Origin of the sequence: Desulfogranum japonicum DSM 18378, from assembly GCF_000429945.1 — a bacterium.
Classification (GTDB): Bacteria; Desulfobacterota; Desulfobulbia; order Desulfobulbales; family Desulfobulbaceae; genus Desulfogranum; species Desulfogranum japonicum.
Genome location: NZ_AUCV01000002.1, coordinates 142,888 through 160,129, shown reverse-complemented (window position 1 = coordinate 160,129; position 17,242 = coordinate 142,888). Strand labels below are relative to the sequence as shown.

The following is a 17,242-nucleotide window of genomic DNA, read 5'->3' as shown; positions in this document are numbered from 1 at the left end:
CGTATTACATATCCACTAGCCAGGTCGGATGGTGGAAAGACCAGGTGTGCTGTGAGCAGTTATTTTGGAGGAATAGTAATGAGATCCCGATCTTCACTGATGGCAGGAACAGGTTGTATTCTCTTTCTACTGATTTGGTTCCTGGTACTCTCCAATGCGACAACAACAGAAGATGATAGGATGACCATGAAAAAGAGCAATCTCAGTAAAGCTATGTTTGCGGGTGGATGCTTCTGGTGTATGGAAGCCCCCTTTGAAAAACTGGATGGTGTGCATGCCGTAATTTCAGGATATGCTGGAGGGACTACCGCTCATCCGACGTACCAAACCTATCACGATGGTGATCACCTGGAAGTGGTTCAGATTTTGTTTGATCCCCAAAAAGTCCCTTATGAAAAGTTGCTGGATGTATATTGGCGGCAGGTAAACCCTACTGATGCAGGAGGACAGTTTGTAGATAGGGGGCATGGTTACAGTACAGCCATTTTTTATTATGACCAGGAGCAAAAGCATCAGGCAGAACAATCAAAACAAAATCTGGAAAAGTCACGGATTTTTAAGGAACCTGTTGTGACTCCGATTTTGGAAGCCAAAGAATTTTATCCAGCAGAAGAGTATCATCAGGATTATTACAAAAAAAATCCACTCCGTTATAAATTTTATCGTTCACGTTCCGGCAGAGACGATTTCCTTGAAAAAACCTGGAAGAATATTCCCAAAGAGATACGTGCTGAGAGTTCAACTTTGCGTGAGCGACTTACCCCTCTACAATGGGAAGTGACACAGAATGATGGTACAGAACCTCCTTTTAAAAACGAGTATTGGGATAACAAAAAACAAGGAATTTATGTGGATGTGGTTTCAGGAGAACCATTGTTCAGTTCACTTGAAAAATTTGATTCAGGCACTGGTTGGCCTAGTTTTTATCAGCCTCTCGAACAGCAGAATATAGTTGAAAAAAGTGACCGCAGCCTGTTTACGGTGCGAACAGAAGTGCGAAGCAAACAGGGCGATTCACACTTGGGGCACGTATTTTCAGACGGCCCTAAACCTACAGGACTCAGGTATTGTATCAATTCGGCTGCATTACGATTTATTCCAGTTGAAGACCTGGACCAGGAAGGCTATGGAGAATACCTGCGCTTGTTTGAAAAACAGATAGAAAAAAGCAGGTAAAGAAATATAAGGGTCACGAAAAAAGTACATTATCCAATCTTGCTTGTCTCTCAACTTGGTAACGTCGCCACGTCAATTGTTCAATACGGCCAGTACGCAACCATTGACGCAATGACGTTACCAAACCGATATCCTACGCAAACTTTAGATATTTATTATTTTCCGCGACCCTAATATCATGAGCCGGAGGTGTGAAACAGTCATCCGGCTCATGTGTTTCAGTAAAAAATACTTTTTTTATTCTGTCGCAGGTTCAAGAATTTCTCGACTACGTTTTACCGCGCAAAGATCACCGCACATGGTACAGACACTTTTATCTATTGGCTGTGATGTTTCTCTATAATTTCGAGCTTTTTCCGGATCGATAGCCAAGTCAAACATTGCTTCCCAATCCAGTTCTTTGCGGGCGTAGCTCATGCGATTATCCCAGTCTATGGCATGGGGAATTCCTTTGGCAACATCTGCTGCATGGGCAGCAATGCGAGAGGCAATTATCCCTTCCTTCATGTCATCCATGTCAGGAAGACGCAGGTGCTCGGCCGGGGTAACATAACAGAGGAAATCTGCTCCATAACTTGCAGCCAACGCGCCTCCAATGGCTGAAGTTATATGGTCGTATCCTGGTGCGACATCTGTAACCAGTGGTCCAAGAACATAGAACGGGGCACCGTGGCAGAGTTTTTTCTCAAGCTGCATATTGGAAACAATTTCGTTTAAAGGCACATGCCCCGGACCTTCAATCATCACCTGGACATCTGCAGCCCAGGCTCGTTTTGTCAATTCACCAAGGATGATCAACTCCTGGATTTGGGGCGCATCGGTGGCATCTTTCAGGCTACCTGGCCTGAGTCCATCTCCTAAACTTAGAGTTACGTCATACTTCCTGCAAATTTCCAGCAACCTGTCAAAGTGTTCAAAGAATGGGTTGTCTTTTTGATTTTTTTCCATCCAGTATAAAAGAAGGGAACCGCCCCGGCTGACCACATGGGTCAGACGCTGGTTGTTTTTTAATCTTTCCACTGCCGTCAGATTTAAGCCGGCATGAATCGTCATAAAGTCAACTCCATCTTCAGCATGCATGGCGACCACATCAAAAAAATCATCCACAGTGATCGACGCCACGTCTTTACCGTATCGCGCCACAGCATCGTATACAGGTACTGTACCAATCATTGCGGGACAAATATCCACAGTACGTCTACGGAATGTTCGGGTATCACCAAAAGTGCTGAGATCCATGATAGCGTCAGCTTTAAGTTCGACGCTACGGCGAACCTTATTCAACTCACTTTCAACATGGCAGCAATCTTCAGAAACTCCAAGGTTAACATTGATTTTTGTACGTAATCCCTGCCCGATACCTGTAGCTTTGAGGTTGTGATGATTCTTGTTGGCAGGAATAGCTATGGTACCTTCAGCAACTCTTTTCAGGAGCACGTCTGGCTCTATAGCCTCTTCTTGAAGGACATGTTGCATTTGTGGCGTTAGAATTCCTTTCCTGGCTGCTTGCATTTGTGTTGCATAAGGCATAGATATTTCTCCTGATAAATGGTGTTTGCTGCGCAAAATACTGGCGTTATGCGCGACTGGTCATCCCGTTAATTGCGTTTCGTATTTATATCTGCATGGTCTGCGTGAGTTCGCGTATTATGGCATTGATATCTTTGGCTCCAACTATTTCCGTAACCAGACAAATTGATTGTGCTCCATGCCTTGATACCTCTGCGATATTATGTTTTTTGATGCCTCCTATGGCAACAAAGGGAAGTGTACTATGCGCAGCTGCATAATCCAGATACTCAAAGCCAACCGCATTGCAAACATCTTCTTTGGTTTGGGTGGAGTATATAGGTCCTACACCGATATAATCTGCTCCAATCTTTGCAGCGTCTCTGCACTGTTCCGGTGAGTGAGTAGAGAGGCCAATGATCTTATCTGGTCCAAGAAGCTCACGAACCGCAGGAACAGGAAGGTCTTCCTGGCCGACGTGTACCCCATCTGCATCAACCAGCAGAGCAATGTCGACAAAGTCATTGATGAGAAAGGTCACTCCGCATTCTTTGGTTATCTTACGAATCTCCTGGCATTCTTTGAAAATTTCGCAGTAATCTTTTTTATGCCGTTTCTCGCGGTATTGAATAATACCGATGCCTCCCTTAATCATTTCCTGTACAACTTCGATGTTGGAACGACCAAGAGAAAATTGTTCTGCTGTAATTCCATACAGCCCTTTTGGCAGTTTGTAATCGTTCATTGATTTTCCTCGATATATTCAATGATTCGTCCACTCATCATTGCAGCAATAAGCATAACCTTATGGGTATAGAGTTTGGCTTGTGCGCAATCCGTAGTAAAATCACCAATTATGCAGCAACTACCCATAGTACGGGTTGTGATGCGGTTGGTTGCATGCCCGGAAATACCACACGCAGAAACCACCAGCTCTTTGTGTGGACCGAGATTTTCCAGCAGCATTTTCTTGTCTTGACGGTTATCAAGGCCTTCTACTATAATGCTGCAATCATTAAAAATTTTACCGATATTATCTTGAGTGATTTTGCTTGCAACTGTTTCCACGATGCAGGTGGGAGCAATACGATGTAGATTTTCCACAAGGGAATCGATTTTCATTTTTCCGATCTGGTCAGCAAAGTAAAATTGACGATTCAAGTTGCTCTGTTCTATTCTGTCAAAATCAACGATTTTGATTTGTCTGATTCCTGACCTGACCAGAGAGACAGCTACATTGGAACCTATGCCACCTGCTCCGGCTATGCCTATTTTCATATTGCACGATCCCAGTCTTTGTAGACAGGCTGGTAACCATTGGAGCTTATTGCAGAGACAACTTCCTCCACACTTCTTCCATCTGTAATTTCAAACTGTGGGGTGGATTGATCCTGATGTTGAGCATATCCTCCGACGCTGGTACTCACACCAGCAGAAAAGCGCGTGGCTCCCAGATGTATGAGATGATCTCTCATGTAGGCATTTTCTCGTGTTGAAACCGTAATGCCGGCACGGGGAAAAAAGAGTCTAAACGCCAGCAGAAATTGGACGAAAGTTTTATCATTTACGGGGAATTCAGGGTGAAAATCACATTCTGCAGGATTGAATCGCGGTAGGGAAACAGCAACTTCCGTATCCAGATACTTGTCGTCAAGGTATCTGGCATGTAACCCTGTAAAGAAAAATTCGCTGCGCATCTCACCCAACCCCAGCAATGCGCCGATGTTAACATTCCTGAAACCAGCCATGGCTCCTCGTTCGGGTGCATCGAGTCTGTAATGATAGTCCTTTTTTTTGCCAGCCAGATGCACCTTGTCGTAAATTACCTTGTCGTATACTTCCTGAAACAGAGTAAGCCCATCAACACCAGCCTGTTGGAGCAGCACATACTCGTGGCATTCCAGTGGAAAGATTTCAATGGAAACTGATGCAAAATAATGTTTCAAGCATTTAACCGCTTCCAGAAGGTATTCCATGGGCGTGGCCTGGCGAGACTCACCTGTCAGCAGAAGGATATGCTGTATTCCCCTTGATGAAATAGCCTTGGCTTCTTTTTCTATCTCTTCTATGGTAAGTTTTCGGCGATCAATGACATTGGCATGATTAAATCCACAGTATATGCATTTGTTGGTGCAATAATTAGATATGTATAAAGGTGCAAATAACTGGATGGTTTTGCCAAAATATTGAATGGTTTTTTTTTGTGCCACCTTGGCTATCATTTCCAGATGGTTGCCAGCTTTTGGGCTTAGCAGAGTAAGAAAGTCATATGCATTCAGATATTCTTTTGTAAGACAATCTCGCACCCGATCATCACTGACAGAGTTGAAAAAACTTGAAAAATCAAAGTGATCAAACTGTTCAAGTGTATTGTAAAAAGACATACATCCCCCCTGTACTCGAATTTAATCAAGAAACCCTGTAAGTGGTGACGAAGCTCTGGCCACGACACTCTGGCCGGCAGCTTCAGCCAGATAGGCAGCTCGTCCGGCTTGCACGGCGAGGCTGAAAGCATGGCCCATGGCAACCGGATCTTCAGCAGTGGCGATAGCCGTATTTACCAGTACCGCATCAGCCCCCATTTCCATGGCAGCAGCAGCCTGGGAGGGAAAACCGATTCCCGCGTCAACAATCACAGGCACAGCGCTGTTCTCGATCAACATGGCAATTAATGGTTTTGTTTCAAGCCCTCGATTGGTGCCAATGGGTGCTCCTAAAGGCATAATTGCAGCGGCACCGGCATTTTCCAGTCGTTTTGCAAGTGGGAGGTCTGGTAATACGTACGGAAGAACTACAAAACCATCTTTGGCCAGGGTCTCGGTTGCACGAAGGGTTTCATGGTTGTCTGGCATTAAATATTTGGCATCTGTTATAACTTCTATTTTTATAAATTTGCCGCATCCGGCTTCACGGGCAATGCGGGCTACGCGAATAGCCTGTTCTGCCGTTCTGGCTCCTGATGTATTGGGCAGCAACGTGACGCCGTCAGGTATATATTGCAGAATGTTATCTGTTACAGATTGCATATCTATGCGTCTTAAGGCCACAGTTATCATTTGAGAACCACTGGTCTCTAACATTTCTGGTATTATTTCATTGGATGCAAACTTACCTGTGCCTGTGAACAAACGGTTAGTAAATGTGGTATCCCCAAGACGTAACCCCTCATCATTCATAGTTCATCCTCCACCGACAAAACTCAGCAGTTCAACCTGATCCTGATCCTGCAATCTGGTTTTGGCCCAGAGCTCCTGACGGATTATATGTTCATTATGTTCTACCACCAGGGACTCTGTTTTCAGGCCAATTTCTTGGATCAGTTCTTCCAGAGTGGTGGCTGCAGTGGTTTGACTATCGCCATTTACGCGAAGTAGCATGGTGTAGACCCCCGTTTTAAAAAGCAAAAAAAAACCGCTTGTCCCCTGAAAAGGGATAAGCGGTTTCTCGGATATCTAACACAGGATTTTACCTGGTTGTATCTGTGACTATTCGCTTCCCTTCGCCGGTATTATCCGGATCAGGTTCTAAGGGTTGGACTAAATCCTCTCAGCAAGAGATTGCACCCCTAGCGTTTCAATAATCTATAGCGGGCCAATGATGGTTTGTCAACAGAATCTGTATAGCCTTGGGCAAACTCTTTGCTTGTTATTAATAAGAATGTAAAAACGGTCGATTATAAAATAGAGTTAATCCTTAAGTTTAACTTTAGGGCAGAAAAAAGTTAATAAATAGTACCATAGTAAATATTTGTATGTATCGTCGGAGCAATTGTTTTTATGCGTAATCCAAATGATATCGATGGTATCGGGATCATTTGGAAACTCTCTTGACAAAAAATTATTCAAGGTGTTAATAAAAAGACCGGTTGGTATATTTAGACTTGAAAGGGAGGTTGCTTGACAAACAAAGGCAAACAAACCCGGCGGAATATTATTGAAAAATCAATGCAGTTGTTTTCCGTCAAGGGATATTACAATACTTCCATTAATGATATCCTGGAAGTGACCGAGTTGACCAAAGGAGGGTTATATGGGCATTTCAAAAGCAAGGAAGAAATCTGGTACGCTGTGTATGACGAGGCAGTGACTATCTGGCGGGGGATTGTTTTTCATGGGTTGCGTACGGTGGAAAACCCATTGGAGCGTGTTGAGCTGGTTATTGACCGGATCATGCGAGACTATCTTGCTGCCAATATTTTTGATGGGGGTTGCTTTTTTCTGAACATGCTGGTGGAGATGTCAGGGCAGTCGGAATCCATGAGGCGTCATATACTGCGGGGGTATGTTCGTTTTTCCCGGTTAATGCGGAATTGGTTACGTGAAGCTGGTGAGCTGGGTATGCTTAAACCTGGGCTGAATTACCGGGACGTGGCTAGTTTTATAGTGATTGCGCTGAACGGAGCGTTTGCCATTTATACTGCTTCTAGAGATTCTGAAATCTGGCGACAGACAATCGAGCAGCTTAAATTGTATATCGGACAATTGAGAAATTGATTTCGTTCATTGGAATCATGCTGAGGGATTGCGATTCAACTTGATACAAGGATTATAGTCACTGATATTTTAATAAAAGGGACGGAAAAATGACTGCAAATGTCGCTATTCAGGAAACAGAGGTCTATAAACCACAAAATAATATCCGGATTGTTACAGCGACGGCATTATTTGATGGCCATGATGCAACCATCAATATCATGCGGCGCATTCTCATGGATACAGGTGTTGAGGTGATACACCTGGCGCATAACCGCTCGGTCAATGATGTTGTGGATGCTGCTATTGAGGAGGATGCACAAGGGATTGCTGTTTCCAGCTATCAGGGAGGACATGTAGAGTACTTTAAGTATATGGTGGATTTGTTGAAAGAACGCAATGCTCCTCATATCAAAGTTTTTTGCGGTGGCGGAGGTGTATTTGTACCAGCTGAGATAAAGGAGTTGGAAGCCTATGGTGTGACAAAAATATATTCGCCCGAGGATGGCGCAAAAATGGGCTTGCAGGGCATGATCAACCATATGACAAAGCTGTTGGATTTCCCGGTATCAGATATCAGTGGTTTAGATTCGGAAGACCTTGATTTGACTAATCATGCGGCTGTCGCGCGAATGATGACAATTTTTGAGCAGGTGACTGATTCCGGCAGAGGCACAGCATCAGACTTACGAAATAAGCTGAATACGAATATAAGTGAGAAGCAGATACCGATTATAGGTATAACGGGAACAGGTGGTGCAGGGAAGTCTTCTTTAACGGATGAGTTAATCTTTCGATTTTTGCATGATTTTAAAGATTTGAAGATTGCAGTCATCAGTTGTGATCCTTCACGTCGAAAGTCGGGTGGTGCCTTGTTGGGGGACCGGATTCGCATGAATTCCATTGCCAGCCCGAGGGTATATATGAGGAGCCTGGCGACCCGCAAATCTCACTCCGAAGTCCCGATCAGCCTGCAAGATGCCATTTTAGTAGCTAAAGCGGCCGAATTTGATGTCGTTATTGTTGAAACTGCCGGTATCGGACAGGGGGATTCCCGTGTTATTGACTTGGTGGACATTCCCATCTATGTGATGACCAGTGATTTCGGGGCAGCTTCACAGTTGGAAAAGATCGACATGCTGGATTACGCTGATCTGGTAGTGATCAATAAATATGAAAAGCAAGGCAGTGAAGATGCCCTTTTGGCTGTACAAAAGCAGATGCAGCGAAACATGAGAGCATTTGGTGTCGACGCCAAAGAGATGCCGGTGTATGGAACCATCGCCTCCAAGTTCGCCGATGACGGAGTAACTGCTTTTTATCATGGAGTACTGGATAAGATCAAAGAGAAAAAAGGCATAACGCTTGAATCGAGTTTTCCGCGCACCGGCCTTAAAATACCCTCCTCACAGACAGTGATCATACCTCCTGAACGGACTCGTTACCTGGCAGAAATCGCAGATTGTGTTCGAAATTATCATAAGGAAACCGACATTCAGAAAGAACTGGTTCGAAAGGTTACAAATTTAGCAGGAGCAGAAAAGGCACTTGCCGCTGATGAGGAAAGCGTAAAATTAACAGTTCGTTTGAAGCAGGAAGTTGAGAAGGTGCAGGGGCGATTAAGCGAAGAAACAAAGGAAATCCTGGCACAGTGGGAGGATATAAAGAGTCGCTATAATGATGATGAGCTTGTGTACCAGGTGCGTGGGCGAGAAATTCGCGTACCACTTTACACTGAGTCGCTGTCCCACAGCCGGATTCCAAAAATATCCTTGCCAGCATTTGACGATCCCGCAGAGGTGTATCGTTGGATGCGACGGGAAAATTTGCCCGGATATTTCCCGTATACGGCAGGTTTATTTCCCCTAAAGCGTGTCGGTGAGGATCCGACACGGATGTTTGCCGGAGAGGGGGATCCTGCTCGTACCAATCAACGTTTTAAACTGCTGTCTGCCAACTACGAGGCAAAGCGGCTTTCTACAGCCTTTGATGCCGTAACTCTATTCGGTTTTGACCCAGATGAGCGGCCGGATATCTACGGCAAAATCGGTAACTCAGGGGTGAGCATCTGCACCTTGGAAGACATGAAAACGCTCTATGACGGATTTGAGCTTTGCAATCCAATCACTTCGGTTTCTATGACTATCAATGGTCCTGCGCCAATCATTCTGGCCATGTTTTTGAATACCGCCATTGACCAGCAGTTGGACAAGTTCCGGAAGGAAAACCATCGCGAGCCAACAGTAGAAGAGGCAGAAGAACTCAGGAACTTCACTCTGAGTAATGTCCGCGGAACTGTGCAGGCCGATATTCTCAAGGAGGATCAGGGACAAAATTCTTGTATCTTTTCTGTTAATTTTGCACTCAAGATGATGGGAGATATTCAGCAGTACTTTATTGACCGGAACATTCGGAATTTCTACTCCGTTTCCATTTCCGGTTACCACATCGCAGAGGCGGGGGCCAATCCGATTACCCAGTTAGCCCTGACCCTGGCGAACGGGTTTACGTATGTGGAGTATTACTTGTCACGGGGCATGCCTATTGATACCTTTGCCCCTAATCTCTCCTTTTTCTTTTCCAACGGTATGGATCCGGAATATACAGTTATTGGACGTGTGGCACGAAGAATTTGGTCAGTAGCCATGCGGAATAAATACGGTGGATCAGCGCGTTCCCAGATGCTAAAGTATCATATTCAGACATCCGGGCGTTCCCTTCACAGTCGTGATATGCAGTTCAATGATATCCGTACGACCTTGCAAGCGCTCTGTGCGGTTTATGACAACTGCAACAGTCTGCATACCAACTCTTATGACGAGGCTGTGACGACCCCCAGCAAAAAATCGGTGCGCCGTGCCCTTGCAATTCAGCTGATAATGAATAAAGAATGGGGCCTGGCCAAAAACGAGAACATGAATCAGGGCAGTTTTATTGTCGAGGAATTAACCGACCTGGTTGAAGAGGCGGTTTTGATGGAGTTTGAGCGGTTAACCACTCGGGGCGGAGTATTGGGTGCCATGGAGACCGGATACCAGCGAAGTAAGATACAGGAAGAATCTCTCTATTACGAATCCATGAAACATATTGGTGAGTTTCCGATTGTTGGCGTGAACACCTTTATTGATCCCGATGCTGATTTTAATGCATTGGCCGGCAGTGTGGAGCTGGCCCGTGCAACAGAGGAAGAAAAAAGATCGCAATTGCAGCGTTTGTCCATGTTCAATTCCGATCATGCTGATAACATGGAAGACGCTCTAAAGAAACTGCAGCAGGTGGCTTTAAGAGGCGAAAATATTTTTGCAGAACTGATGAATACGGTACGGTACTGCAGTCTTGGCAAAATTGTAGGTGCTCTCAATGAGGTGGGAGGGAAATACCGTCGGAACATGTAGCTGGTGGAGGCTGTTGCAATGTTTTGAACACCAAATCCCTCGGCTCAAATGAGGGGAGGTACATTGGTCGTTTCCGTCCTGCTGCCGATACGAACAAATGAACAATCAGTATGCTGTTGACTAGTTTTTTACTGGTAGAGATTGTGGTCTTAGAGGGTAGGGGCAGATAGGGCATATTGTGAAAATGTGAAAAAATGGAATGCGAAAGCATTCTTCACATTCCATTTTTTTAGACGACAAGCTTCATACCATGTTGTCTTACAATATGTGAAGCTTACAATGCGTCACAGGGATAATTAGAAGATAAAGCCTAATCGCCCCATAAAGGTTGTGGTCTTTAATCCTGTGTCAACAGATACATCGGTATTGAAGTTTGTCATCACCTGGACATTGGGTGTCAGCATATATGCAAAGGTAACACCAAGATTATGGGTGCTCAGTTCATTATCCTGATCAATGTCATTGATTGAGGTCTCTCCACCACCGGTATATATATAATCTAAAGAACTGAAAAATTCAGGCGTGAAATTGTGGCTCAGGTGGGCTTCGGCACCGTATACCATTTCCTGAGAAAGTTCGACTTTAACATTGTCAGCACTTAAAACATCATCATTGTCGGTAAAAAATTGAGCGTATGCTGACAGTTCCAGCCAAGTGCTATCCCCGAATCCCTTAACAACACAAAATTCGTGTTTGTGTGCCCAGCGGTTCGCACCAAGATTAACAGAACTTTGCTCATCATAATCACCGGTTGGCATGGTAATGAACGGTGTGTATGCAAAGAGAAACTTGCTCTCTTTATTATTCACAAACCAAATGGTCGCTGCAACAATGGCATCACCAATACCGGACGATTGATCATTGGCCAGGCTGGCTTCACCAACGGGTAAAATAAGTTGTGGATCTAGGGTAATGGAGCCAATATTAGTGTAATACACAGGACGAAGGATAGAAACATTGCCCGTGTAGTCCATTGATGAGTTTACTTTATCGCCATCAAGGTAGTAATCATCTGCTCCTGTGTGATTGTAATAGAGGCCAAGGAAAAAACTGCCAGGGTCCAGAGGGATATAATCCCGTGCATTATTGGCAAACGCCTGACCCGAAAAAACCAAGGCACCTAATACAGCACAACTCAGGATACTTCTTTTCATCTTTTCCTCCTCGTTAATGTGAATAAGGTAATTGTCCCAGCCCCCCTTTTACCTATTCCACCGCATTGTAGGGCTATGTTGAAATGATGTTCAAACACAACCACATATGCAAACCACGAGGATGCATAGCGATCTTCTTAGTAAAATTGATGAGTTTTTGCTTTAAAAAAAATCTAATTTTATAAAAAAAATTTTAAGGAAATATTATTTTCAAAATAGGTAAACATTACGTTTTGCTTAGATGGCTATCGTGGCCAGGGAAGAATATCGCCTGAAGGTTCTTATCGATTTGAAAGTGACAATAAATGTCACTTGATGCAGCTACGCGGCAACATGTCTATGCACATCAACTGTTCAAATCACTGCACAAATATTTAGTGAATGTCATAACGCGCAGAAATAGTTGATATTATATTTTTTTGCCAGGTGGAGTATCGTTTGCGTTTACCGTAGTGGTTCTTCATCATACATGAGATTTTAAAATCAACAAGGTGAAAGAATATGCGTTATATCAAGATTTCCTCCCGACATTTTCAATGTGGTTTTACTTTGGTGGAACTTATGATTGTAATTGCAGTCATAGGAATTATTGCCGCTATCGCCATCCCTTCTTTTGCTCGATATAGAACTCGAGCATATGTTATAGAGGCGATGAATGATCTTAAAGTGGTTGAGAAAGCATTTATAACCGTCGCGTTAGAACATGGAAAATTCCCCGATGACAGCCATGTTATTCTCCCTCCTGGGTACGGTTTTGAATATCTCATTTCTCCTCAACACTTTCAGGGAACTACTCCTTTAGGAGGAAATTACAATTGGGAGGGTCCTGATTCTTATCCATATGCGGGAATTGCAATATTAGGCGCCACGTAACCGCCTGAAGTTATGCAGTTACTGGACGAAAAGATAGATAACGGTGATTTGATGACCGGTCGATTTCGAATAACGCCAAATGGCAGGCATACGTATATTATCGAAGAGTAATGTCAGTATTAATCCGTTCATTACACGTAGCCAATTCGTATCCTGCATACAACAATCTGTATATTGCCGGGGGATTCTGGCTTGCCCGCAGCTTTCGAGGATTACCGACCAGAACCTGGCCCTCAATTCTCTAAGCAGGCGGCTGATCCAGGGATAATGCCCTTGCCATTACGAACATAAATGACATTGTTTTTATGGCCGAGGTCCATTCCGATAGTGATACTATGTCGATTCTCTCTTTCTACGCCCTAAGATACGTCCATAATTTTTAAGAACGATTACCTGCGGCGAGAAAACATTCACCAACAAAAATGAGATAAAAGAACCAGCCTTCTCATCTTGCCTTAGTTGCCCATTTTGTGATGGTGTTCAAAATTTTTCCCTCGAAGATGAGCGTAGAATCCGATAGTAACTATCTGCCTGTCATACCAGACACAAGTTATGGCCCACCCTAATTGACATGTCACTCTATGTCAGCATAGGACAAAATTTTTCCTGACTTTCCAACATCAATTCAAGGGCAGATTCCATTCATAATAGACCGCTTGAGCAAGAAATGTTAAGGTACTCCACTACCTGGATAGTGCGTAAAAATAAAAAAAGTACTTGTGTTTTCAGGATTCATTTCGTCCTTACTGGAGGAGGACCTTGTATGCGTATTTTTTCATTCATGCTTATGGTTATGCTTGTGGTCCTGACTGGTTGCATTACTGACAAACCAGATCCCAACGCCTATATTGAAATACCTATCGATAAACCCCGGATCATTATGGCTGCTCATTATGCTGTAGAGCAGGAGCAGTATGCTCTTAATCATGGGATGGGGCGGCGAGCAAGTAAGCTTAAACTACTGGAAATTACCAAAGCAGAACAGCAGATGGGGGAAAACATAACATATCGCCTCCAACTTAGAGTCACCCTGGATAGCGAAGAGCTTGGCGCAGAAACAGTTGTGGGATGGGAAAAATGGGGTTCCCCAAGTCAGTTTAAGATGGTCTCGTGGGACTTCAAAAATTAGAAGGGGGGTGCAGGAAACAAGACTTTTCGTCCAAGAGTAGGCTGGCTCAGACTCTGACAAGGCCACTTACAGAGGACTCTAAAGAGTGCAAAGCATCTACGCGTAGCTAATAGTATTTACGCGTAGATGCTTTTTGAAATCAATACTACCCAAGGGTATTTCCTTGCCAAAGGCAAGGGAGATGCGGGCTAAAATGTGGCGTGAACAAAATCTCTATCTTTACGATAGAACAGGTGAGAACCATACTGTGCGATAAAGACCATATCTGATGCCCAGTTAGGGTGTACATCTGTACGATGGTAAAACGTGGCCCCATCAGTAAAATCAGGAGTGGTAAGCGCCTTGAGCGCAACCCCTGCACTCTGCTGCAATGCGTTAAATTCTGTAGGGAAGTATGATTTTTTCTGGAACGTCCAACTGAACTGGTAGGGAGCTGTGACAACCTCTCCGACACTGGTATGTTTTGATATAGCCCTGTTCAAGGTAACATGGGCAACTGCTAACTGGCCAATTTCCGGCTCACTTCGCGCCTCGTGATAGACGTTGAGAGTAAGCCACAACAATCCTTCTAAAAAACTCATGATGTGCTACATTAAGCGAGCGCCTGTACTGACTGCACTGCAGGAATCTCACTTTTGATAAATTTTTCGATTCCCTCTCGGAGGGTAACTTCAGACATAGGGCAGTTTTCACATGCGCCCGTAAGACGTATTGTAACAACATTCTGCTCATCAACAGAAATAAATTCGACATCCCCGCCATCTTTTTGCAGGGTTGGACGAACCTCTTCCAAGGCTCTGAGGATATCCGGTTGTAATGGATGCATGAATTCTCCTATTGCTTATTGCCAGTATCTCAAAAGCATTCTATCATAGCACGACTTGAGCTTCTCGACAATAGTAACTCTCCCTGTGGTGGGTAACTCTCTGATCTGTTATCATATATTTGTAAGCTGATCTTTCGTTATTACTTGCGAATTGGCGTGCCTGTGAACGCTTACAGGCAACATTCTTCTTGATTTGGTGGAAAATTGTTCAATAACAAAGTTGAAGAAAAAATCCGCGGTATTGTGGAGCGAATTACCTATTTTAACGAAAGCAATGGGTGGTCAGTCCTCAGAGTTTCCACGTTTGCCGGGTACAGCGACCTGGTTACGGTAACTGTTCATCAGACAAAGGTTTTTGCCGGAGCCACCATGGAATTCGTAGGAAACTGGACCCATCATTCAGTATATGGCAAACAGTTTAAAGCGTATTATGCCACTGAATTAAAACCTGCCACTGCCGGTGCCCTGGAAAAATATCTTGGCTCAGGGCTGATAAAAGGGGTTGGCCCCAAAACCGCTAAAAAAATAGTTGGCCATTTCGGTGAACATACTCTGGATATATTTGAAAAAGATATTGATAAATTAATTCATGTTCCTGGTATAGCTGAAAAAAAACTTGAGAATATCAAGCTCTCCTGGATTGAGCATAGGGCAGTTCGTGATGTGATGATGTTTTTGCAATCCCATGGTATTTCCACCCTGTTTGCCGTGAGGATTTATAAACAATACGGAGATAACGCCATTGCTCTGGTTCAGGAGAATCCATATCGACTAGCCTCTGATTTTTATGGCATAGGTTTCTTTACTGCTGATAAAGTGGCCTTGTCCATGGGATTTATTGAAGATAGTCCCTTGCGGATCACTGCCGCTATACGGCATGTTCTTTCCTCTGCAAGGGAGTCCGGTCACTGTTACTTAAGCCAAACACAGATTGCAAACCAGGTGAATGTACTTCTCAACCTTTCCGTAGAAAATGTGATTCCTCAACAGTTAGAGTTGATGGAGAAGGAATCGCAACTGTGTACTCGAGTGCTAGCCCTTGAAAAGGAACAGGAGCATGTGACCTGTTACTATTCAAAATCGTTGTATTACGATGAAGACTATGTCGCAAAGCGCCTTATGTTGCATGTCGAGTCCAAAAATAATGACCAGAAACGTATTATTAACTGGGTAAAAAAATATTGCCAGAAGATAGGCCTGGAATTGAGCAGTGAGCAACGTGCAGCTGTTTGTGCCATAGCAAATCAGCGTTTTTCCATACTGACAGGTGGGCCAGGCTGTGGAAAAACCACTACCACGAAAGTCATAGTTGCGTTACTGCTTGCCATGGATAATACCGTCTTGCTTGCCGCGCCAACTGGAAGGGCTGCCCAGCGCATGGCGGAAGTAATTGGAATGGAAGCAAAAACCATACACCGTCTGTTGGAATTCCAAGGGACAGGCTTTCAGCGTTGTGAAGAGAATCCACTACAGGCAGACTTTCTCATTGTTGATGAGTGTTCCATGCTTGATATTTCGCTCACAGCATCATTATTAAAGGCCGTAAGCCCTGAAACGTCGCTGCTGTTTATTGGTGATCCAGATCAGCTCCCATCTGTCGGCGCGGGAAACGTATTGAAAGACTGTATACATTCCGAAATAATTCCCTGTTATCACTTGACTACTATTTTCCGACAGGCTGCACAATCCATGATCATTCAAGCTGCTCATTCCATCAATGACGGAGTGACTCCTCAGTTGAAGTCACCATTTAAAGAGCCTGATATATGGAAACAAGTAGATTGTTTTTTCATTGATTCAGATGAAGCCACCAAAGCCCAAATGCAATTTGTTGCCAAGATAAAGCGACACTACAGAACCATTGAAGACAGAGAATGTCAATACACAGAACCACTATACACCGATCCCGATGAGGAAATGGCTGCAGCTACTCAAGTGCTGCCAACAGTCCCTGAACAATACGCCCACGTTGACCTTCCTGCCCTTGCGGCAGCTGAATCTTCAGCAGATCAACTCAAGGTGATGAGCAGAAAAATTCATCCCTGGTCCTCTCTGTATTACGGGATGACTGCCTTGGATGTGGTACACAATCTCTACACCAGGTGGATTCCCAAATACTTGGGCAGTGATGTGGAAACTCAGGTGCTTGCCCCTATGATTCGTGGCGGACTGGGTACAGCCAACCTGAATAAATCACTCCAGGAACAGGTAAACCCTGCCCATGACAGCAAAGCCGAATTGCACGTTGGTGAGCGTATTTTCCGGGTAGGTGATAGAGTTATTCATCGACGTAACAACTATGATCTGAATGTATTTAACGGTGATATTGGCAGAATTCTTTCCGTAAATCCCTATGAGCTGACTGTCGTGGTTTCATTTCTTCCAGATCACCGGGAGGTTGAATACAGCAAGGAACAGATCGGTGAACTGGAACTGGCTTATGCAATCACCATTCATAAATCCCAGGGCTCGGAATTTGATGCTGTGATTATTCCGGTGGTAACCCAGCATTTTAAAATGCTCTTTCGTAATTTACTATATACTGGTATTACCCGGGGCAAAAAGTTAGTGGTGTTGGTGGGTACGCGCAAAGCTTTTGCAATGGCTGTGCGGAATATGGATACATCATTACGACAGACAGCGCTGAAAAGTTTGCTGCGGGGAGAAATATGTTGAGTATTTGCCAGCCTGCAGGCTAATTTGCATAT

15 protein-coding genes and 1 riboswitch are annotated in these 17,242 nt (G+C 44.2%); of the genes, 6 read left to right on the top strand and 9 right to left on the bottom strand.

Annotated features, from left to right (window positions below):
• Window positions 1-78 precede the first annotated feature (78 nt).
• Complete coding sequence (gene msrB / locus G493_RS0102705; protein WP_332308196.1) at window positions 79-1,176, top strand: peptide-methionine (R)-S-oxide reductase MsrB; 1,098 nt, start codon at window positions 79-81, stop codon at window positions 1,174-1,176.
• Window positions 1,177-1,413: 237 nt separating this feature from the next.
• Here msrB and thiC read toward each other — a convergent pair whose 3' ends face one another.
• From thiC to thiS, 6 genes are all read right to left on the bottom strand, one after another.
• The gene (thiC, locus tag G493_RS0102700) at window positions 1,414-2,706 is read right to left on the bottom strand and encodes a phosphomethylpyrimidine synthase ThiC (RefSeq protein ID WP_028579130.1); all 1,293 of its coding nucleotides are present in this window, start codon (window positions 2,704-2,706) and stop codon (window positions 1,414-1,416) included.
• A gap of 85 nt (window positions 2,707-2,791) precedes the next feature.
• A complete protein-coding gene (thiE, locus tag G493_RS0102695; RefSeq protein WP_035273288.1) occupies window positions 2,792-3,430 on the bottom strand; it encodes a thiamine phosphate synthase in 639 nt (212 codons plus the stop codon).
• Complete coding sequence (thiF, locus tag G493_RS0102690) at window positions 3,427-3,963, bottom strand: sulfur carrier protein ThiS adenylyltransferase ThiF (protein WP_028579128.1); 537 nt, start codon at window positions 3,961-3,963, stop codon at window positions 3,427-3,429. The genes thiE and thiF overlap by 4 nt, the downstream gene beginning before the upstream one ends.
• On the bottom strand, window positions 3,960-5,069 hold the full coding sequence (thiH, locus tag G493_RS0102685; RefSeq protein WP_028579127.1) for a 2-iminoacetate synthase ThiH: 1,110 nt from the start codon (window positions 5,067-5,069) through the stop codon (window positions 3,960-3,962). Before thiH ends, thiF begins: the two co-directional genes overlap by 4 nt.
• A gap of 21 nt (window positions 5,070-5,090) precedes the next feature.
• Window positions 5,091-5,861 carry a thiazole synthase gene (locus G493_RS0102680; RefSeq protein ID WP_028579126.1) on the bottom strand — a complete coding sequence of 257 codons (771 nt, stop codon included), beginning with the start codon at window positions 5,859-5,861 and terminating at the stop codon, window positions 5,091-5,093.
• Between the two features lie 3 nt (window positions 5,862-5,864).
• Window positions 5,865-6,062, bottom strand: a complete 198-nt coding sequence (thiS, locus tag G493_RS0102675) for a sulfur carrier protein ThiS (protein WP_028579125.1) — start codon at window positions 6,060-6,062, stop codon at window positions 5,865-5,867.
• A gap of 100 nt (window positions 6,063-6,162) precedes the next feature.
• Window positions 6,163-6,262: riboswitch (TPP riboswitch) on the bottom strand.
• A gap of 319 nt (window positions 6,263-6,581) precedes the next feature.
• Between thiS and G493_RS0102670 the strand changes: the two genes are divergently transcribed.
• Both G493_RS0102670 and icmF read left to right on the top strand, forming a co-directional pair.
• On the top strand, window positions 6,582-7,178 hold the full coding sequence (locus G493_RS0102670; RefSeq protein ID WP_028579124.1) for a TetR/AcrR family transcriptional regulator: 597 nt from the start codon (window positions 6,582-6,584) through the stop codon (window positions 7,176-7,178).
• An 89-nt stretch (window positions 7,179-7,267) separates the two neighbouring features.
• The gene (icmF, locus tag G493_RS0102665; RefSeq protein ID WP_035273285.1) at window positions 7,268-10,552 is read left to right on the top strand and encodes a fused isobutyryl-CoA mutase/GTPase IcmF; all 3,285 of its coding nucleotides are present in this window, start codon (window positions 7,268-7,270) and stop codon (window positions 10,550-10,552) included.
• A 296-nt stretch (window positions 10,553-10,848) separates the two neighbouring features.
• Here the strand turns inward: icmF and G493_RS0102660 are convergent, their stop codons facing one another.
• Entirely contained in the window at window positions 10,849-11,706 is an 858-nt protein-coding gene (locus tag G493_RS0102660; protein ID WP_028579122.1) for a transporter, read from the bottom strand.
• Window positions 11,707-12,207: 501 nt separating this feature from the next.
• On the opposite strand from G493_RS0102660, the gene G493_RS34595 reads away from it, so the two are divergent.
• Entirely contained in the window at window positions 12,208-12,579 is a 372-nt protein-coding gene (locus tag G493_RS34595; RefSeq protein ID WP_035273284.1) for a type II secretion system protein, read from the top strand.
• A gap of 763 nt (window positions 12,580-13,342) precedes the next feature.
• Complete coding sequence (locus G493_RS0102650) at window positions 13,343-13,708, top strand: hypothetical protein (protein WP_028579121.1); 366 nt, start codon at window positions 13,343-13,345, stop codon at window positions 13,706-13,708.
• 188 nt (window positions 13,709-13,896) lie between these two features.
• Here G493_RS0102650 and G493_RS0102645 read toward each other — a convergent pair whose 3' ends face one another.
• A complete protein-coding gene (locus G493_RS0102645; protein ID WP_028579120.1) occupies window positions 13,897-14,289 on the bottom strand; it encodes a cell wall hydrolase in 393 nt (130 codons plus the stop codon).
• An 11-nt stretch (window positions 14,290-14,300) separates the two neighbouring features.
• The gene (locus G493_RS0102640) at window positions 14,301-14,534 is read right to left on the bottom strand and encodes a NifU family protein (RefSeq protein WP_028579119.1); all 234 of its coding nucleotides are present in this window, start codon (window positions 14,532-14,534) and stop codon (window positions 14,301-14,303) included.
• Between the two features lie 204 nt (window positions 14,535-14,738).
• Here G493_RS0102640 and recD2 point away from each other — a divergent pair, with 204 nt between their 5' ends.
• Complete coding sequence (gene recD2 / locus G493_RS0102635; protein ID WP_028579118.1) at window positions 14,739-17,210, top strand: SF1B family DNA helicase RecD2; 2,472 nt, start codon at window positions 14,739-14,741, stop codon at window positions 17,208-17,210.
• Window positions 17,211-17,242 lie beyond the last annotated feature (32 nt).

Excerpts from the sequence above, each read along its gene's own strand:
- msrB (WP_332308196.1), top strand. The coding sequence starts at position 79 with ATGAGATCCCGATCTTCACTGATGGCAGGAACAGGTTGTATTCTCTTT.
- thiC (WP_028579130.1), bottom strand. The coding sequence starts at position 2,706 with ATGCCTTATGCAACACAAATGCAAGCAGCCAGGAAAGGAATTCTAACG.
- thiE (WP_035273288.1), bottom strand. The coding sequence starts at position 3,430 with ATGAACGATTACAAACTGCCAAAAGGGCTGTATGGAATTACAGCAGAA.
- thiF (WP_028579128.1), bottom strand. The coding sequence starts at position 3,963 with ATGAAAATAGGCATAGCCGGAGCAGGTGGCATAGGTTCCAATGTAGCT.
- thiH (WP_028579127.1), bottom strand. The coding sequence starts at position 5,069 with ATGTCTTTTTACAATACACTTGAACAGTTTGATCACTTTGATTTTTCA.
- G493_RS0102680 (WP_028579126.1), bottom strand. The coding sequence starts at position 5,861 with ATGAATGATGAGGGGTTACGTCTTGGGGATACCACATTTACTAACCGT.
- thiS (WP_028579125.1), bottom strand. The coding sequence starts at position 6,062 with ATGCTACTTCGCGTAAATGGCGATAGTCAAACCACTGCAGCCACCACT.
- icmF (WP_035273285.1), top strand. The coding sequence starts at position 7,268 with ATGACTGCAAATGTCGCTATTCAGGAAACAGAGGTCTATAAACCACAA.
- G493_RS0102660 (WP_028579122.1), bottom strand. The coding sequence starts at position 11,706 with ATGAAAAGAAGTATCCTGAGTTGTGCTGTATTAGGTGCCTTGGTTTTT.
- G493_RS34595 (WP_035273284.1), top strand. The coding sequence starts at position 12,208 with ATGCGTTATATCAAGATTTCCTCCCGACATTTTCAATGTGGTTTTACT.
- G493_RS0102650 (WP_028579121.1), top strand. The coding sequence starts at position 13,343 with ATGCGTATTTTTTCATTCATGCTTATGGTTATGCTTGTGGTCCTGACT.
- G493_RS0102645 (WP_028579120.1), bottom strand. The coding sequence starts at position 14,289 with ATGAGTTTTTTAGAAGGATTGTTGTGGCTTACTCTCAACGTCTATCAC.
- G493_RS0102640 (WP_028579119.1), bottom strand. The coding sequence starts at position 14,534 with ATGCATCCATTACAACCGGATATCCTCAGAGCCTTGGAAGAGGTTCGT.